General features: G+C 61.1%; 11 protein-coding genes. 9 read left to right on the forward strand and 2 right to left on the reverse strand.

The genetic code is table 11. The annotated features are described in order from the left end of the window. The first annotated feature begins 382 nt into the window (after positions 1-382). Positions 383-1,711, forward strand: a complete 1,329-nt coding sequence (locus tag GFD25_RS10160; protein ID WP_163232495.1) for an ATP-binding protein — start codon at positions 383-385, stop codon at positions 1,709-1,711. Between the two features lie 72 nt (positions 1,712-1,783). After that, entirely contained in the window at positions 1,784-2,893 is a 1,110-nt protein-coding gene (locus GFD25_RS10165; RefSeq protein WP_163232497.1) for a LacI family DNA-binding transcriptional regulator, read from the forward strand. A gap of 454 nt (positions 2,894-3,347) precedes the next feature. Here the strand turns inward: GFD25_RS10165 and GFD25_RS10170 are convergent, their stop codons facing one another. Continuing rightward, the gene (locus tag GFD25_RS10170; RefSeq protein ID WP_163232499.1) at positions 3,348-4,715 is read right to left on the reverse strand and encodes an ABC transporter substrate-binding protein; all 1,368 of its coding nucleotides are present in this window, start codon (positions 4,713-4,715) and stop codon (positions 3,348-3,350) included. Between the two features lie 339 nt (positions 4,716-5,054). Here GFD25_RS10170 and GFD25_RS10175 point away from each other — a divergent pair, with 339 nt between their 5' ends. The 4 genes from GFD25_RS10175 to GFD25_RS10190 all read left to right on the forward strand — a co-directional run bounded on the left by GFD25_RS10175 (position 5,055) and on the right by GFD25_RS10190 (position 9,419). Further along, a complete protein-coding gene (locus GFD25_RS10175) occupies positions 5,055-5,957 on the forward strand; it encodes a carbohydrate ABC transporter permease (RefSeq protein ID WP_163232501.1) in 903 nt (300 codons plus the stop codon). After that, on the forward strand, positions 5,954-6,865 hold the full coding sequence (locus GFD25_RS10180) for a carbohydrate ABC transporter permease (RefSeq protein WP_163232503.1): 912 nt from the start codon (positions 5,954-5,956) through the stop codon (positions 6,863-6,865). Before GFD25_RS10175 ends, GFD25_RS10180 begins: the two co-directional genes overlap by 4 nt. Positions 6,866-7,065: 200 nt before the next feature. Next, the gene (locus tag GFD25_RS10185; RefSeq protein ID WP_163232505.1) at positions 7,066-8,334 is read left to right on the forward strand and encodes an ABC transporter substrate-binding protein; all 1,269 of its coding nucleotides are present in this window, start codon (positions 7,066-7,068) and stop codon (positions 8,332-8,334) included. Next, positions 8,334-9,419 (forward strand): glycoside hydrolase family 76 protein, encoded by a 1,086-nt coding sequence (locus GFD25_RS10190; protein WP_163232507.1) that lies wholly within the window; start codon positions 8,334-8,336, stop codon positions 9,417-9,419. Before GFD25_RS10185 ends, GFD25_RS10190 begins: the two co-directional genes overlap by 1 nt. Positions 9,420-9,562: 143 nt before the next feature. Here GFD25_RS10190 and GFD25_RS10195 read toward each other — a convergent pair whose 3' ends face one another. After that, positions 9,563-10,669, reverse strand: coding sequence for a GntR family transcriptional regulator (locus GFD25_RS10195; protein ID WP_338024653.1), 1,107 nt, complete (start codon positions 10,667-10,669; stop codon positions 9,563-9,565). 1,042 nt (positions 10,670-11,711) lie between these two features. On the opposite strand from GFD25_RS10195, the gene malQ reads away from it, so the two are divergent. The 3 genes from malQ (at position 11,712) to GFD25_RS10210 (ending at position 18,184) form a co-directional block, all read left to right on the forward strand. Continuing rightward, on the forward strand, positions 11,712-14,099 hold the full coding sequence (malQ, locus tag GFD25_RS10200) for a 4-alpha-glucanotransferase (protein ID WP_163232511.1): 2,388 nt from the start codon (positions 11,712-11,714) through the stop codon (positions 14,097-14,099). Positions 14,100-14,472: 373 nt separating this feature from the next. Then, positions 14,473-15,486: a LacI family DNA-binding transcriptional regulator gene (locus tag GFD25_RS10205; protein ID WP_163232513.1), complete on the forward strand. Its 1,014-nt coding sequence runs from the start codon at positions 14,473-14,475 to the stop codon at positions 15,484-15,486. Between the two features lie 175 nt (positions 15,487-15,661). Then, positions 15,662-18,184 carry a glycoside hydrolase family 31 protein gene (locus tag GFD25_RS10210; RefSeq protein WP_163232514.1) on the forward strand — a complete coding sequence of 841 codons (2,523 nt, stop codon included), beginning with the start codon at positions 15,662-15,664 and terminating at the stop codon, positions 18,182-18,184. Positions 18,185-18,282 lie beyond the last annotated feature (98 nt).

Raw genomic sequence — 18,282 nt, forward strand, 5'->3', positions numbered from 1 at the left:
AGACCTACCTCTCCGATGTTCACCTCGCGCTCATCGCCATCCACCTCAAACGACCCTTAGAGTAAACACACCCTAGTGTAACGCAGAATATGCAAACTTATACATTCGGCGTGTCGAACCGGTTTTAGGCTGATTTTCAGGCGTTTGCAGCGGGCCGTGGCGAGTGCTAACACCCAACATTTACACACACCCCGCCGACCCGCCTGCAAACCTTTACATCATCGGTATCGCATCCACTTGCGGCGCCCCGGCGTAAAACCGGTAACGGCCCCGGCGTAAAAACGATGATGAGATGGGCGTAAAACCGGTAATGACATGGGCGTAAAATCGATGATGAAATTGGCGTAAAACCGGTAATGGCTTCACAACGACAGGAACGATCATGGCTGCATCATCTGAAACGACGACAAAGGCACAGCAGGCACCCACGCTTACGCCGTCCGAGTATCGACCCCGAATCGTGGACAGCAGACTTGACACGCTGCTGCATGCCTTCGGCGCCGTCGAGATCGTCGGACCGAAATGGTGTGGCAAAACATGGACGGCTCTTTCACGAGCACGAAGCGCAGACCGTCTTGACGATCCGGCCACTTTCGCCGCGGCGCAAACCGATCCATCCCTGGTACTGATGGGTGCCGAACCTCATCTGGTCGACGAATGGCAGGATGTTCCTACGATCTGGGATGCCTCCCGACGGCATGTGGACGATAATGCGAACAGGAAAGGCCAGCTGATCCTGACGGGATCGGCCATTCCCAAAGATCACACATCGATACACCACAGCGGAACCGGACGAATCGCACGACTGCGCATGTGGCCCATGAGCTTGGCCGAATCCGGAGATTCCACGGCGACGACCAGTCTTTCCGCATTGTTCAACGGCGATTTTGCACCAAGCGAGCGCCTTACCGACATCCCCGATATTGCCCGCTGGTGCTGTCGAGGCGGATGGCCAGCCAATTTAGGATTGGACGATGAGTTCGCCTTGGAAACTCCCGGAGAATATATCGCAAGTGTACTTGATATCAGCGTTCCACATTCCGGCAAGAATCCCGAAATCGCGCGATCCCTATTGAAGGCACTGGCGATCAACATATCCCAGGCTCCCCGATACAGCGTCCTCGCCGAGGATATGGCTTACGGAGACGAGCATCGCAAGCCGACCGAGCAGACGATCAAGAGCTATCTCGAAGTGCTGAAAAGCTTGTATCTCATCACAGATCTTGACGGATGGGAACCGCCGCTGCGCTCCAAAAGCCGCGTGCGCACAAAGCCCAAGCGCTACTTCGTCGACCCATCCTTGCCTGCAGCCGTGCTGGGAGCATCTCCGCAAAGTCTGGTGCGAGACACACAGACTCTCGGAGACCTGTTTGAGACCCTATGTCTGCGGGACCTTCACACCTATGTATCCGCCATGCCGGGAGCGTCCAACAGGCTCTCCTACTACCGGGATGAGAAAGGCCTCGAAGTCGACGTCATCATCGAACTATCCGACGGACGATGGGGTGCCATCGAGATCAAACTCAGCGATCTGAAGGTCACCGACGACAACGCCGGCAAGCTTCTGGCATTCCGAGACAAAATCTGCGGCAACCCGAAAGCTCAGGTCCGCGAGCCGGAATTCATGATGTTCCTCGTCGGCCGCGGGTCCAAGGCGTATCGCCGCAGCGACGGCATCCTCGTCGTTCCCATCGCCACGCTTGGCGCGTGACCGATATACCCCAGCGGCACGGCTGTAGACTAGGCGGAGAGCCGACCCACCTCATCAACCCGGGAGCACCATATGGAAGCACGAATCGCACAGGTGGCAGTCAAGGCCGGAGTGTCCATCGCCACGGTGTCTCGCGCATTCGCCAAACCGGACATGGTCTCCCCCAAAACCCGCAAACGCGTCTATGCGGCCGCCGAGGCGCTGAACTACTCGATATCGAGATCGGCCACGGCCATGAAAACCGGGCATTCGTTCCGCATCGCGCTATTGATCAGCGAGGATATTGCCACCTGGTTCAACGCAAACGTGTTCTCCGGACTCAACGCCGTACTCGCGCCGGCCGGCTACGACATCGTCATTTATCAGATCGAGAACCCACAGGAACGTCACGACTTCTTCTCGACGCTGCCGGTGCGGCGCAACGCGGATGCGGTCATCGTCTCGTCATTCGCCATCGAAACTGACGAAACGCAACGTCTGCGCAGCGTCCATGTACCGATCATCGGCATCAATCCGCCGGAGCCGAAAGCCTGCGATGCTTCGGTAGGCATCGACGACAGGGCCGGCATGCGTCGCATGACCGAGTATCTAATCTCGCTCGGACACACCGATATCGCCTACATCAGCCCGATCATCACGACCAAGCTTTCCCACAGCGCCGAGCTGAGAGCTCTCGGATTCCAGGATGCGTGCAATGCCGCAAACTCAGCGTCTTCCGCAGATGCAATTATCCCCGTCGACCCGCATGACAATGATCAAGGACCTAGCCTTCCGATCAGAGCTCGTGAACTGCTGTTCGATGAACACGCTCCGCACCCGATGGAACAGCTCGCGGATCGCATCGTCCAGCTCGGAGATGATATGCCGACCGCATTGTGCTGCTACGCCGACATGTGCGCTTTGCCTCTTGCTTTCGCCCTGCAGCGACGAGGTGTCGCAGTACCCGGTCGTATCTCGCTCTCCGGATTCGATGATGCGGCATACTCCGAGCAATACGGCCTGACGACGATGCATCAGGATCCGCGATCACTCGGTCAGGCGGCCGCCCGCATCACACTCAACTTGATCAACGAACAGGATGAGGCGACGCCCGAGAACGAAGCCGCCCCTATCGATCTGCACGAACTCGTGGAACTGCGTCTGATGCCTCGCGCAACGACCGGGACCCCCGCTTCCCGATAGCCGGATGATCCGCATTGTCCCGGTAACGAGTTCAGTCGGAATATCAGTTACCGGGACAAGATTTCGTGCCACGGTAAAGCGATATTGACGAAAAATCGCTACCGTGGCACGCAGCCCGTGAAGAACTTTGACACACCTTATGCGACATCGTTGGAATTGCAACGATTCTCAAGACTCGCGCCTTGCCACGGTATGAACGGCAATCGATGCACACTCCTACTGTGGCAAATCCTGTGCCACAGTAATGGCATTTCGACGAATTTGCGATACCGTGGCACGTTTTCTTGCCCCGGTAAACGACTTCAACAACAAATCCACAACCGGGGCAACCTCTCGCCACCGTACAACGGAAAAGGCGGCCGGATCACCCCGGCCGCCCCATCAGTCACCAGATAAACAGGCTCTCATCGCAGGTCACACCCCGGACGAGGCGCACCTGTTCTCAGGCATCCCGTCACCAAGTGAATTCGGTCTGCTGCGGCAGCATGCCCTGCGACTGCTCGCTGGCCGCCCACTCATCGGCCCAGCCATCGACGATCGCACTCTTCACGCCGCTCCATTCGCCGGTGCCCTGCGCGTATTCGAGCAACGCGTCGGCGATGCCGTTCTGCCAGTTCTGGTCGGGAACATCCACGCTGCGCATGTACTTCTTGCCCTTATCCTCCCAGCTCTTGGCCGCAGCCACAAGCGGATTGTCGGGCTGATCGTCATCGCCGAAAGTGGTGAACGGCACCGCGAAGCCCATCTCCTTGGACATGATTTCCTTGCCCTTGTCGGAGGTGACCATCCACTTGATGAAATCAAGCGAAGCCTGCTGGTCCGCCTTGCTGGCGTTCTTGTTGATGCCCCATGTGGCCTCGTATACGGTGGATGGACCGTAGTCCTCCTCACCATCGATGCCCATCCAGTACGGCAGCATGCCGAGATCCTCGTCGGCCACCTCGTTGTCCTTGATCTGCGAGTAGGCCCACACGCCGTTCGGATAGAACGCGACGTCGCCCAACGCAAACTCGGAGGTGCAGTCCTCGTAGTTCTTGGAACCAAGCAGGCTGGCTTCGGTCGGAGAGTTGTTCATTTCGAGGTCGAACAGATCCTTGTAGTTGTCGAGGTACGTGCCCTCGATCTTCTTCATGAACGTCGTGTTGTTGTCACGGTACTCGAAAAAGATCGGCGGACGGGTCATGTGCGCGGAGAACCGATAGGTGTCGGACGATTCGAGACCGGGAGTGGCGAACGCCGCCTGGATGCCGAGGTCATCCTTGTGCTTCTGCATGTCCTCGACCACCTGCTTGAGCACGTCGTAGCTGGTGATGTCGTCGGCGGACTTGATGACCGCGTAGCTCTTCTTGGCGTACTCGTTAACGATCTTCTTGTTGTAGATGATGCCGTAGTACTCGACTGCGTACGGAATGGTGTACGAGTCGTCACCGATCTTCTGCGAGTTGGCCTTGGCGTCATCGTTGAGCAGCTTGTAGACTTCGCTGTCCTGAATCGGCGCGAGGTACTTCTTGTAACGGGCGAATGTCGCATAGCCGGCGGTGCTGAATACGGTCGGCGCATTGTCTTTGGCCAGCTCGGACAACAACGTGGTGTCATAGGTGCCGGACGACGCGGTCTGCACATCGACCTGAACGCCGGTCTCCGCGGAATATTCGTCGGCCAGCTCTTGCAACTGATCGACGACTTCCGGCTTGCTGTTGAGCATGTAGACCTTGCCTTCGCCGCCCGATGAACCGTTTGATGCACTGCCGCAAGCCGCCAATGCGCCAATACCCAGTGCGATCGCGGAGGCGGAGGCGATGATCTTCTTCACCGATGTCATCTGAGTTCCTTTCCTGTTGTGCGACATCCGTGTCGTACGTCCAACATCAGGATAGCACAGTTTTTTGCAAACTTATACATACTGATTTTCCAGCGTTTAAAGCGGTTCGATATTGCCGCAGACAAGACGGGTTCTCCTCCCATCCGACACGCCTTATTGTGTATACTTAATATTTAGATTTGATATATATTTATTTTGAATATATACTCAATACAGCAATGATGCGGAATGGAGATCAATATGACGGCAATCAATGAGGAAGGTCCCGACAAAGACCTCCCAACGAAACGACGTCCATTGGTGACGCCAAAAACGCACCACGGACCGGCAAGCGCAACAATGCCGTCGTCCCGAATCGGATATAGCGGATGCAACGGACTGCTGAAGCATCAACGGCGAGCAGCATGGCTGTTTCTCGCCGTTCCCGGCCTGTTCTTCATCGTGTTCACGGCCGTTCCGTTCGTCGTCGCGCTGGCCGTCAGCCTGACTGATTATTCGATCGTCGAGGCTCCAAAATGGCTCGGGCTGCAGAACTACGCGGAAATCGTGCATGATCCGTATTTCTGGACTGCGATCAGGAACACGGTCTACTACACCGCACTGTTCGTACCGCTGGGTCTGATCGTCTCCTTGGGCACCGCGCTGCTGCTCAACCGCAACACAGCTGTGGCCAAAGTATTCCGCACGTTCTTCTACATTCCGGTCGTCTCCTCCTCGGTGGCGACGGCGACAATCTGGTACTGGGTGCTCAATCCGCAGAAGGGTCTGCTGAATGCCGTGCTCGGCTGGTTCGGCATCCACGGCCCCGCATGGCTGTATGACTCGCACTGGGCGATGATCGCCATCGTCATCATGAACGTATGGGCCGGGTTCGGCACCAACATGATCATCTTCCTTGGCGGCCTGCAAGGGGTACCCAACAATCTGCGCGAAGCCGCCCGGCTCGACGGCGCGAATGCATTCCAGATCTTCTGGCATGTGGTCGTCCCGAGCATCAGCCCGACGCTGTTCCTTGTCACGACGCAACTGATCATCGGCGCGTTCCAAGTGTTCGATCAGGCATACATCCTCACCAAGGGCGGTCCGGGCAACTCCACCGTCACCATCGTCTACTACATCTACGACCGCGGCTTCGGCGCACTGCGCATGGGATACGCGTCGGCGTTGTCGTTCGTCCTGTTCGCGATCATCTTCGTGTTCTCGCTGATCAACATGCGCATCACCAATAGGGAGGCCTCATGAACGAGCACTACATTGCCGTTGCCGGCGCGCGGCCTGGCACCAACACGGTACGTCACACCGTCGGCGTCGTCCTCTGGTGGATCGCGGCATGTCTGATCAGCGTCATGACTGTGGCGCCGCTGCTGTGGACGCTGGCCACTTCATTCAAGCCGGCGGGCGAGATCCTGCGCAATGCGTTGTCGTTCATCCCACAATCCCCCACGTTCTCCAACTACGTGCAGGCGTTTACCACGGTTCCGTTCGCACGGTACTTCGTGAACACGCTGATCGTCGCGTTCGGCGGCGTTGTCTGCAACCTGTTCCTCGGATCCATGGCAGGCTATGCGCTGGCCAAACTGGAATTCCGCGGACGGCACGCGGTGTTCATGGTGTATCTGGCCTCGATGATGATCCCGAGCATCGTCACGATGATCCCGACGTTTCTGGTCCTGCGTCACATGCCGCTCGTCGGCGGCAACGACATCACCGGCGATGGCGGCATGGGCCTGATCAACACCTACTGGGCGGTCATCCTGCCGGGCGCGGCCGGCGCGTTCGCCGTGTTCTTCATGAAGCAGTTCTTCGAATCGATTCCCGACGAGCTCGGCGAGGCGGCACGAGTCGATGGCGCAAGCGAATTCCAGATCTTCCTGCGCATCTACCTGCCGCTCGCCAGATCCGGACTGGCCGTACTCGGACTGCTCACCTTCCAATCCGGCTGGAACAACTTCCTGTGGCCGCTCATCGTGCTCAACGATCCCGACATGATGACCGTGCAGGTCGGACTGGCCGGTTTCACCAACAACTACAGCACCGACTACGGCCCGCTGATGGCGGGCACCGTGGTCACCATGCTTCCGGTCCTGTTGCTGTTCCTGTTCTCGCAGCGCTGGATCGTGCAAGGCATCGCGCACACGGGAGGCAAATGATCGAATAATTCCTTCTCACCTGGGCCGCAGACCCTCCGAAACCATAATCCCCAGAACAACGGCGTGAGTAGCACTTTCAGACGCCACGCCACGGGCGAAGCTTTGCCTTCGTCCCACCGTATTTGTCACATGCCATGTTGACGCCGATTTCACACAAAGCAGTGCGTATGGCGCCATCAACCAAAGGAAAGGAACATATCATGGCACGGAACATCAGCAAAATCATGCAGGCCACGGCGCTGACGCTGGCCGGCGCGATGCTGTTCGCCGGATGCGGATCCGCGGACACAGCCTCGACAGGCACGAACGACGGCAAGCAGACGGTCACCATGTGGGGATCCTGGTCCGGCGACCAGATTGCCCAGATCAACCAGATGACCAAGAAATTCAACGAATCCCAGTCGAAATACGAAGTCACCTATGTGGCACAGGAACAGGTCGAACAAAAACTGCTGACCGCCATCGCCGGCGGCCAGGTTCCCGATCTGGTGATGTGGGACCGTTATCAGACCGCGCTGTACGCGCCGAAGGGCGCGATTCAGCCGATCGACGATTTCGTCGCCAAGGACGGCGTGGATCTCGACTCGTTCTACCCGCAGGCCATCACCGAGATGAAATCCGGGGACAAGCTGTACGGTCTGCCGCTGCTGGTCGACGTACGCTCGCTCGCCTACAACGTCGACATGTTCAACAAGGCCGGAGTCAAGCCCCCGACCACTTGGGACGAGCTATTGGAGACGGCCAAGAAACTGACGGTCAAGGACGATAGCGGCAAGCTGGTCAAGTCCGGTTTCCTGCTCAATGATCCCGGACTGTTCAACATGTGGCTGTGGCAGGCCGGCGGTGAACTCGTGTCCGACGACGGCACCAAGACCGCGTTCAACAGTCCCGAAGGCCTCGAAGTGCTCGACTTCTGGCAGAAGATCTTCGACGAGGGCATCTATACCAACGGCTTCGCCGATACGAACGACGTGTTCGCGGCCGGGGATGCGGCCATGAAACTCACCGGACCATGGGACATTCCCACCTTGGACAAGGCCGACGGACTGAACTACGCCATCGCCGAGCCTCCCGCAGGCCCCGACGGAACGAAGAGCTCCATCATGGGCGGATTCGGACTGGTGATCCCGAAGGGCGCCAAGCAGTCCGAAGGCGCCTGGGAGTTCATGAAGTGGTGGGCCACCAGCGTGGAGAACGGCGTGGACTTCGCCAAGATCTCCGGCTGGTTCCCGGCGAACCGTGATGCTGCCAACGATTCGTACTTCACCGAAAACGACAAGTACGCCGCGTTCGTCAAGACTCTTGACTACGCTCGCACCCGTCCTCTGGTCTCCGGATATTCCGATGTCGAAGGCAAGGCGCTGACGCCCGCGCTGCAGAAGTTCGTCTCCGGCGAGCTAACCGCCAAGGAGGCACTCACGGAAGCGCAGACTCAGGGCGACCAGCTGCTGGCAAAGGCGGGCGCCTGATGAACGACGCCAGCGTGACGGAAGCGTGGCCGCTGCACGCCGATCTCCTACAGAACAGCCTTGGCGTGATCTACGGTGCACCTTGGCCGCAGTATCTGCACAACATCTATCCCTACGAACGGCCGGACGATGACAAGACGTTCAACTACTGGTGGCTCGCGCATCTCATCGACTGCCGACTGGACGCCTATCGTCGCAGCGGCGACATGATGCGTCTCAACCAAGCCAAGGAAACCTGGCGCAACATCGTCGACCGCAACCACGACTCCCTATTCAACGACTATTTCGACGACATGCTCTGGTTCGCACTGGCGACCCTGCGTATGTGGGATGCGACCGGTGACGAAGAGTATCGTGACGCGGCCATCGCGATCTGGAACCATGTGATCGAATACGGCTGGAATGGCACCATGGGCGAGAGCCTGGCATGGCGCAAGCAACAGCTGTATTACAAGAACACACCGGCCAACGGGCCGCTGGCGATCCTCGGGGCCCGTCTCCATCGCATCACCGGAGAATCGCACTACCTGCACTATGCACAGACCGCGTTCGATTGGATTACCCGAACGTTGCGCTCCGATGACGGTTTCATAGGCGACGGCATCAATCGACTGAACGACGGCAAGACCGACGATCAATGGCGGTTTACCTACAACCAAGGACTGTATGCGGGAGCCGCGGTCGAGCTGAGCCGTGAAACCGGCGACACCACCCTGTTGGAATCGGCAATGACGACGGCCCTCGCGGCGATCGATGCGCTCTCTGACGGAACATCGTTCCAGGACGAGGGCGAAGGCGGCGATGAAGGCCTGTTCAAAGGCATCTATTATCGCTATATTGGTCTGCTGATCGATGAGGTCGACGCCCTTTCCTCGCCGGAAACGACGTTGACGGACGGACGCGAGCAGCTCGTCGGATTCATTCGTCGCAGCACGGATGCGATGTGGCGTAATGCGGTCACGTTGCCTGCCGGCGCGGTGCTGGTCGGCAATGACTGGTCGACTCAGCCCGACGAACGCATCTACTATTCGACGATGCTCAGTGCGGTAATGGCGGCGGAGTTACGCGCTCGGCTGTGCATCTGAATCCCTCATCGGCGAAACGCGCGCGTGAGGCGTCCGGCCAAAATACGGTCGGAACGCACCTCACACGCGTTTCGCCGTCCTTGATGCGGTCTTTGCGCGCCGGACATTGATACCGGAGACGCCCTTCGGCCGAAAACAGTTGGTTAACCCAGCGGTTTCGCCGTGGACTGACCTAGAACCAATGTCGTCGGCACCACGATCTTCTCCGTATGGCTACCGTTGCCGATCTGATGCAACGTCGAGATGATGGCGCTCTGTCCGAGGGCGCGCTGGTCCTGGGCCACGTTGGTGAAGCGGAACAGTTCGGTATCGAATGTGGCGTCTGGATGATCGAAGCAAATGATCGAAGCATCACGGGGCACCTGCTTGCCCAGCCGCTGCAATGCCGTACGCAGCATCAGCGCGATGTTGTATTCGCAGGCCAGAAACGCGGTGACCTGCGGATGATCTGCAACGAACCGCATCAGACGTTCGATGTCATGCTCATACGGCTCCGTGGAGTCAGGCAACGTCGACTCCACGCCATGAAACGCCAACGTGTCATCCAAAGCGATGTTGCCATAGGCGTGCGCGGCCTGCCATCCTTGCTGCCGTTCGTCGTTGGACGTCACATGGCAGTCGGACCTTACGAACGCGACATGACGATGTCCCAATGACAGCAGATATTCCGTCGCGGTGGTCGCGCCCCCTATGTTGTCGCTGGCGACGGTAGCCACGGGAACGCCTTCGAACCTACGATCGAGAATCGTGATGGGAAATCCCGACGAAATGAGATCAATGACCGGCTGCGGCACGAAATCCGAATTGCACGGCAACAGGATCAGCCCTTGCGCGCCGCCTTTGATGGCCGAGTCGATCAGGCTCTTCTCCAATTCGGCGTTGCCATCGGACTGCTGAAGCATGACGTAGGCATGGTCGACGGCGGCGTTGAGTGCGCCCTTGATGACGCGGGCGCCGAACGTATCGTCGAAGTTCGTGACGATCATAGCGATACGTGGTAATTCGGTGTTTCCACTGCCCTTATGGGGAGTATCGCTGATGACTATGGTGCCGATGCGCGGCTGCCGTGACACATAGCCCTCATCCTTGAGCATGCCCATCGCACGGCGTACGGTGATCGCGCTGACGTCGTACTGTCGGCACAGCTCCTCGACGGAGGGCAACCGACTTCCTGCGGGATACTCGCCGCCGCGGATGGCGTCCAACAACTTGCGATAGACGTTTTGATACAGCATCGTCAACCGTTCCATACATGCATAACAGCGCGGATGATATTAGGTATATTCATAATATCAATACGCAGACCTGCGCATGCACCGATCTCCTCCGCAAGGCCACCCAGCTTCTCTCTATGGGGTTTATTGGCCTTTACGGCACAAGATTCTGTCCCAATGCGCACGAAGAGATATCGCTTGATCCCGATGCTGCGCCACGGTGGCACGATATCGGTGAAAAATAGTTACCGTGGCACACGGGTTATGAAGGAGCGTAAGGCACCTTATGCAACATCGTTGGAATTCCAACGATTCGTGAAATTCGCGGCTTGTCCCGGTAAGGACGACAATCGATATACGCCCCTACCGTGGCAAATCTTGCGCCACGGTAGAGATATTCTGACGAATTTGCGCTACCGTGGCACGTTTTCTTGTCCCGGTAGACAACTCCGGCAACACATCCGCAACCGGGACATCAAATACCGGCCCTCATCGCGGCCCGAAGCGTCAAAGCATCACAAAATTACCGTTGACCAGAGCCTCACGCCCGTGCCACGCGCATCGCCCCAAGCGCCAGCAACCGTCATCCCCTACATATCCTGGAACCATCGTGTTCGGATCGCCACGTCACGCACGCAACCCGCACCTTCCGCATTCATCCCCATACCCCACCGCCCGACCATCCAAGGAAAGTCCCTACACACCTCCTCGACCTCACACACTCCCCATCGTCACCTACGCGCCCTGACCACACGTCATTGCAAACGGTGGAATCACAACCCGCACAACACGCCGACAAAACCCGGCATCGAAGCACTTCCAACCTTTTGCGCACAACGGTTTTCGTCTTTTTGCAAACGATGTCAATCAGCGATATAGTAAACAGCGAATGCAGCCGGTTCCCGAGCGAGTTCAGCCATCGTTCCGACCCAATGGCGAGTCGCGCACCCGACAGCGCGCAACGAACGAACGGCACAGGTGGCGTTCCCGGGCCAATCACCCCCGAGAACGCGATCACGACCGAAAGCGAACCTGCACCAGCCGGCCGCCTGGAAGAAGTCAGATAAAGGAGACACCAATGACGGCATCCGAAACCAACGCAGCGCCTATCGCGGCGTCCAGCGCAGCGGCCCACGCGGCACCAGAACCCGTACCCGCAGCAGCAGCAACCACAACCGCACCGACTACCCCGTACGTCACCGCCACGTCGATCGACGGCGCGGAGCGCAACGAAAGTCCCGAGCGCCTCGCCCGCCCGCTGATCCGGCTCGCCAAGGCGTCCGGCGTATCCACGTCGTACATCGACCAGCTCGGCACCTACGTCGAAATCGCCGACGACGTGATCATCGACGTGCTCGGCGCGCTCGGCGTCGACGCCCGTACCCCCGAAGCGATCGAACGTTCGCTCGCCCAAGCGACCGGCACGACCGGCGTCAATGGCGCACCCGGCGCAACCGACGCCGTATCACCCACCCCCGCCCGCATCCTGCCGTCGTCCACCCTCGTCGCGACGACCGGAGAACCCACGACGATCACGCTGCACCTCACCGAACCCGAAGCCGCAACAACACCCGGAACCACAACCACCGCCACCACCGACCCCGAAGCCACGATCACCCTCGAGGACGGCACGGTCCGCCGCAGCGAGGACGCCGACATCCTGCCGAACCTCAACGACGCCACGACGAGCTTCCTTGCTCTGCCCACCGATCTGCCGATCGGCTACCACACGCTGCGCGTCACCGCCGGCGATCGCACCGACGAGGCGACGCTGATGGTCGCGCCCGCTCGTATCCCGCTGCCGGCCGCCGTGGCCGAGCATCCGCGCTGGGGCTGGATGGCGCAGCTGTATTCGATCCGTTCGCACGAGTCGTGGGGCGTGGGCGATTACGGCGATCTGACCACGCTGCTCGCCGACGCGGGCGCGAAGACCGGCGCCGATTTCATGCTCATCAACCCGATCCACGCGGGCGCCCCGGTGCCGCCGCTCGAACCGTCGCCGTATCTGCCGGAATCGCGCCGTTTCCTCAACGTCACGTATATCCGCCCGCAGAACATCCCCGAATACGCCCAGCTGACCACCGAAGAGCGCGCCCGCGTGGACGAGCTGCACGCGTCGGTCGCCGCACGCAACGACGATCCGAACCCGCTTGACATCAACGCCGCGTGGAGCGCGAAGCGCCCGGCCCTGCGCGTGATCTTCGACCATCCGCGCTCCCCCGAGCGAGAGGCCGCGTTCGAACGGTTCAAGGAGCAGGCCGGCCCGGATCTCGACGCGTTCGCCGCCTGGTGCCTCGCGTTCGAGGTGTGGGGTGCGCCGTGGGAGCCGAATTCGTGGTTCGGCCGCACCGGCCGCACGTCGCCCGAGGTCGCCGATCTGATCCACGAACATCATGACCTGTTCGAGTTCAACCGTTGGCTGCAGTGGGTTGCGGACGAGCAGGTGGCCGCCGCGCAGCAGGCCGCGAAGGACAACGGCATGGCGCTCGGTCTCATGCAGGACATGGCGGTGGGCGTGCATGCGCTCGGCGCGGACGTGTGGTGGAGCCCGGAGCGTTTCGCGGTCGGCTCGGTCACGGTCGGCTGCCCGCCGGACTTCTACAACCAGCAGGGTCAGGATTGGGGCCAGCCGCCGTTCAATCCGCGCTATCTCGAGGCGACCGGATACCGCGTGTACCGCGAGATGGTGCATTCGATGTTCGCGCATGCCGGCGCGGTGCGCATCGACCATGTGCTCGGCCTGTTCCGTCTGTGGTGGATCCCGAAGGGCAAGGGAGCGAAGGGCGGAGCGTACGTGATGTACGACTACCGCGCGATGATCGCCGTGCTGTCGATCGAGGCGACGCGCGCGAACGGCATGGTGATCGGCGAGGATCTGGGCACGGTGCCGGCGTACGTTCGCCAGGTGCTGTCCGAGCATGGCGTGCTCGGCACCGACGTGGAGTGGTTCGCGCGCATCGACGATTCGCCGAACGCGGGCGATCCGTACGCGCCGCCGAGCGATTACCGCCGGCAGGCGTTGGCGTCGGTGACGACGCATGATCTGCCGCCGACCGCGGGATACCTGAAGTTCGAGCATGTGCACCTGCGCGAACGGCTGCATCTGCTGGCCGAACCGGTGGAACAGTTCGCGGCGAGCGCGAACGCGGAACGTCAAGCGATGCTTGATCTGCTGGTTGACGGCGGATGGTTGGATGCGGCGGCCGCCGCGGACGTGCCGGCGCACGAGCAGGAGATCGTGGAGGCGATGCACCGGATGCTGACGGCCACGCCGAGCGTGCTGCGGCAGGCGGCGATCGTGGACGGCACCGGCCAGCATGCCACGGTAAACCAGCCGGGTACGTCCGACCAGTATCCGAACTGGAGGATTCCGCTGGTCGACGGCGACGACCGACTCGTCCACACCGACGAGGTGTTCGCCAACTCGCGCGTGCTGTCGCTGGCCGCCGTGATGCGCGGCGAGTAAGCCGGAGCAATCATACGGAAGGCCGTAACTCACGGAAACGATTTCGTTCCTGTTGAGTTACGGCCTTTTTGCGCAGAAAAACGACCGTAACTCGTGAGGAGCATGACGATTCCGACGAGATACGGCCAATACGCTGATCCCGACCGGGCGAGGCTCAATATACCCATCCCTCACCGACTGCCACCCGACCCGACGCATCTCGCCCGCCCTGTCCACGCGCTCCGGCCACGCATCTCACCCACGCCCGCCCGCATTCTTCCCGTTCCCGCACCTCCTCCCCGTCCACAACACGACGCTCCCCCGCATCCCGCGCATGTATGATAACGTTGTCTTGACAGACGGTTTTCATTCATTGCATATGAGCGAGGTTGCCATGGCAAAAGCAAGCATTCAGGCGGTTGCCGCGGAGGCGGGCGTATCCGCGTCAACGGTGTCACGCACGTTCGCCAAACCGGATCTCGTCCTGCCCGAAACCCGCGACCGAGTCCTCGCGGCCGCGCAGAAACTCGACTTCCAGGTCTCCCGTTCCGCAGCGGCCCTCAAGTCGGGCCAGTCCTTCCGCATCGCGTTCCTGCACGCCGACACCATCGACGTATGGTTCAACGTGAACGTCTACCGCGGCCTGGATTCCGTATTCCACCCGGCCGGCTACGACATCTCCGTGTACAGCATGTCGAACGCGCAGGACCGTCATCGGTTCTTCACCGACCTGCCGGTGCGCCGCAACGCGGACGCGGTCATCGTCTGCTCGTTCGACATCGATCCGGACGAGGTCAGCAGGCTCAAGGACATGAACGTGCCGCTCATCGGCATCAACACGCCGTCCATCGCCGGGCTCGACGGCGCCGTATGCATCGACGACCTGCAGGGCATGCACATGGCGCTCGAGCATCTGACCTCGCTCGGCCACCGACGCATCGCCTACGTGTACACCACATCCGACGACGCCGCACGTCTGCGGTTCAGCGCGGAGAACCGCCTCCAAGGACTACTGCTAGCAGCCAAGGCCCACCCCGACGTCACCATCGAGCAAATCCGATGTTCCGGTCACGAGGATCCGACGAGCACGGCGCTCGCCCAGCTGACCACGATGACGCCGGCGCCCACCGCGGTCTGCTTCCAGACCGACGAGCTCGCGCTGCCGGTCCTGTATCGCCTGCCGCAGTACGGATTGCAGGTGCCGCGCGATCTGTCGGTGATCGGCTTCGACGACATCCCGTTCGCGTCCAAGATGGGCCTGACCACGCTGCGCCAGCGTCCGCAGGATCTCGGCGCGATCGCCGCCCGCAAGGCGATCGAGGCGATGGGCGGACCGCTGCCCGAACCCCGGTTCGAGACCGTGCGCGCCCAGCTCATGCTGCGCGACACCACCGCGATCGCCGCGTAAACACGTCACCAGCCGCCGCGTAAGCCGCGTAAACACGCGGCACAAACGGCGCCAGACAACAACCGTGCGGTCGGAGTGAAGTCGGCAAACCGACCGCCACAACCCAAAAACCCAACCAATCCAAACCACAACCAACCACAACTCAAAACCACAACCCCCCAGCAAAGGAGCTCACATGTCCACCTTCCCGCAACTGGCCACGAACCCGGGCATGAACCCGGCCACGGTCATCCAGGGCGACCGTTGGCGCATTGGCGTCATCACCGAATCCCTCATCCGCATCGAATGGCAGGATGACGGCATCTTCGAGGATCACGCCACGCAGATGGTCGTCGACCGCAACTGGCTTGCGGCCAATCCCCCGCAGTTCACGAAGACCGAGCGAGACGGCCTGCTCATCGTCGACACCCCGGCCCTGCGCGTGACCTACGACATGCAGCCGTTCTCCAAGGAGGGCCTGAGCGTCGTCGTCAAGGGCGTCGCCAACTCGCAGATGAACACCTGGCATTACGGCGAGGACCAGCGCGGCAACCTGCGCGGCACCGCCCGCACGCTCGACGAGGTCGACGGCGAGACGAAGCTCGGCCTGGGCGTGATCTCGCATGACGGCTGGGCCGTGATCGACGATTCCACGTCGAACGTGATCGTCGAGGCCGCCGAGGTCAAAGGCGAGGCCAACCCGTTCGGCACCTGGGTCGTGCCGCGCGAGCATCAGGGCAAGGACCTGTACATCTTCGGTTACGGCCACCGTTACATCGAGGCCGTGCAGGACTTCTACAAGCTGACCGGCCCGACGCCGCTGCTGCCGCGCTTCACGCTGGGCAACTGGTGGAGCCGCTACCACCGTTACACCGAGGACGAGTACCTTACGCTGGTCGACCGTTTCGAGAAGGAAGGCCTGCCGTTCACCACGGCCGTCATCGACATGGACTGGCATCTGGTCGACGACGTCGATCCGAAGTACGGTTCCGGTTGGACCGGCTACACCTGGAACCGCGACTTCTTCCCGGATCCGGAGCGTTTCCAGCGTACGCTGCACGAGCACGGCCTGCGCACGACGCTGAACGTGCACCCGCGCGACGGCGTGCGCGCGTTCGAGGACGGCTATGCCGAGGTCGCCGAGCATATGGGCATCGACCCGAAGTCCGGCGAGCCGGTCGAGTTCGATCTGACCAGCCCGCGTTTCATGGACGCGTATTTCGACCTGCACCACAAGCTTGAGGACATGGGCACCGATTTCTGGTGGCTGGATTGGCAGCAGGGCGGCGTGACCCGTCAGAAGGGCCTCGACCCGCTGTGGATGCTCAACCACATGCACTATCTCGATTCCGGCCGCGACGGCCGCTGGCCGCTCACGTTCTCGCGCTACGCCGGCCCGGGCTCGCACCGTTACCCGGTCGGTTTCTCCGGCGACACGGTCGTGACGTGGGAGTCGCTCAAGTTCCAGCCGTATTTCACGTCGACCGCGTCGAACATCGGCTACGGCTGGTGGAGCCACGACATCGGCGGCCACATGTTCGGCTACCGTGACGAGGAGCTGGAGGCCCGCTGGTATCAGCTCGGCGCGTTCAGCCCGATCAACCGCCTGCATTCGACCGATTCGCCGTTCAACGGCAAGGAGCCGTGGAACTTCCACGCGGCCACGCGCGACGCGATGGACAAGGCGCTGCGCCTGCGTCACGAGCTGCTGCCGTACCTGTACACGATGAACTGGCGCGCCGCGGCCGACGGCCGTCCGCTGGTCGAGCCGATGTACTGGCAGGCCCCGGAGAATCCGACCGCGTACGAGATGGAGCAGGAGTTCCGTTTCGGCACCGAGCTGGTCGTCGCGCCGATCGTCGAGCCGATCGACGGCAACGTGCAGCTGGCGAAGGCCGACGTCTGGCTGCCGCAGGGCACTTGGTTCGACTTCTTCACCGGCCGCCGTTACGAGTCGGCGAGCGCGAAGGGCCGCAAGCTGGAGGCGTGGCGTGATCTCGACGGCATTCCGGCGTTCGCGAAGGCGGGCGGCATCGTGCCGCTGCAGCCGCTGGACGAGGCCAACGGCGCGATCAATTCGGTCGGCAACCCGGCTCATCTGCAGGTCGTGGTCTTCCCGGGCGCGGACGGTTCGTTCGAGCTCAAGGAGGACGACGGCACGAATCAGGCGCAGCCGCTCGCTTCGGCGCTGGCCGCGACGCCGATGACGTTCGAGTGGAAGGACGGTGCGGCCGCTGCGTTCACGATCGCTCCCGCGTCCGGCAATGTCGAGGCGCTGCCGGTGGAGCGTACGTGGACGGTCACGTTCCGCGGCGTGGCCGAGGTCGCTCCGGAGGACGTGGTCGTCACGGTCGCCGGCGTGACGCGCGACGAGGCCGAGGTCTCGTATGACGAGGCGACGCTGAGCCTGTCGGTCACGGTCAAGGACGTGCCGGTTGACGCCGAGGTGTCCGTGCATGCGACGAGCGGCCTGCGGTACGCCGACGATCCGGCGATCGAGGACGCGTTCACCGTGCTGTACAACGCGCAGATCCGTTACCTGTCGAAGGAACGTGCCTACCAGCTGGTCAAGGAGGACGGCGCCCTCGCGCTGACCGCTCTGCACACGCTGGAGAGCACGAAGAGCGATCACCCGCGTCACGATTTCGACGATTCGCATATGCCGGAATCCGTGATCCAGGCCGTCGCCGAGCCGCTGCTGCGCGCGGCCCGCGTCTGACGATCTGATCGGTCCCTGTACCCATGTGGCCCGCGTCTTATGGCGCGGGCCATTTTCGTGCGCCAGGTTCGCATCAATCTTCGTCAGAGACGCACTTT

This window comes from Bifidobacterium aerophilum (assembly GCF_010667685.1).
Lineage (GTDB): Bacteria > Actinomycetota > Actinomycetes > Actinomycetales > Bifidobacteriaceae > Bifidobacterium > Bifidobacterium aerophilum.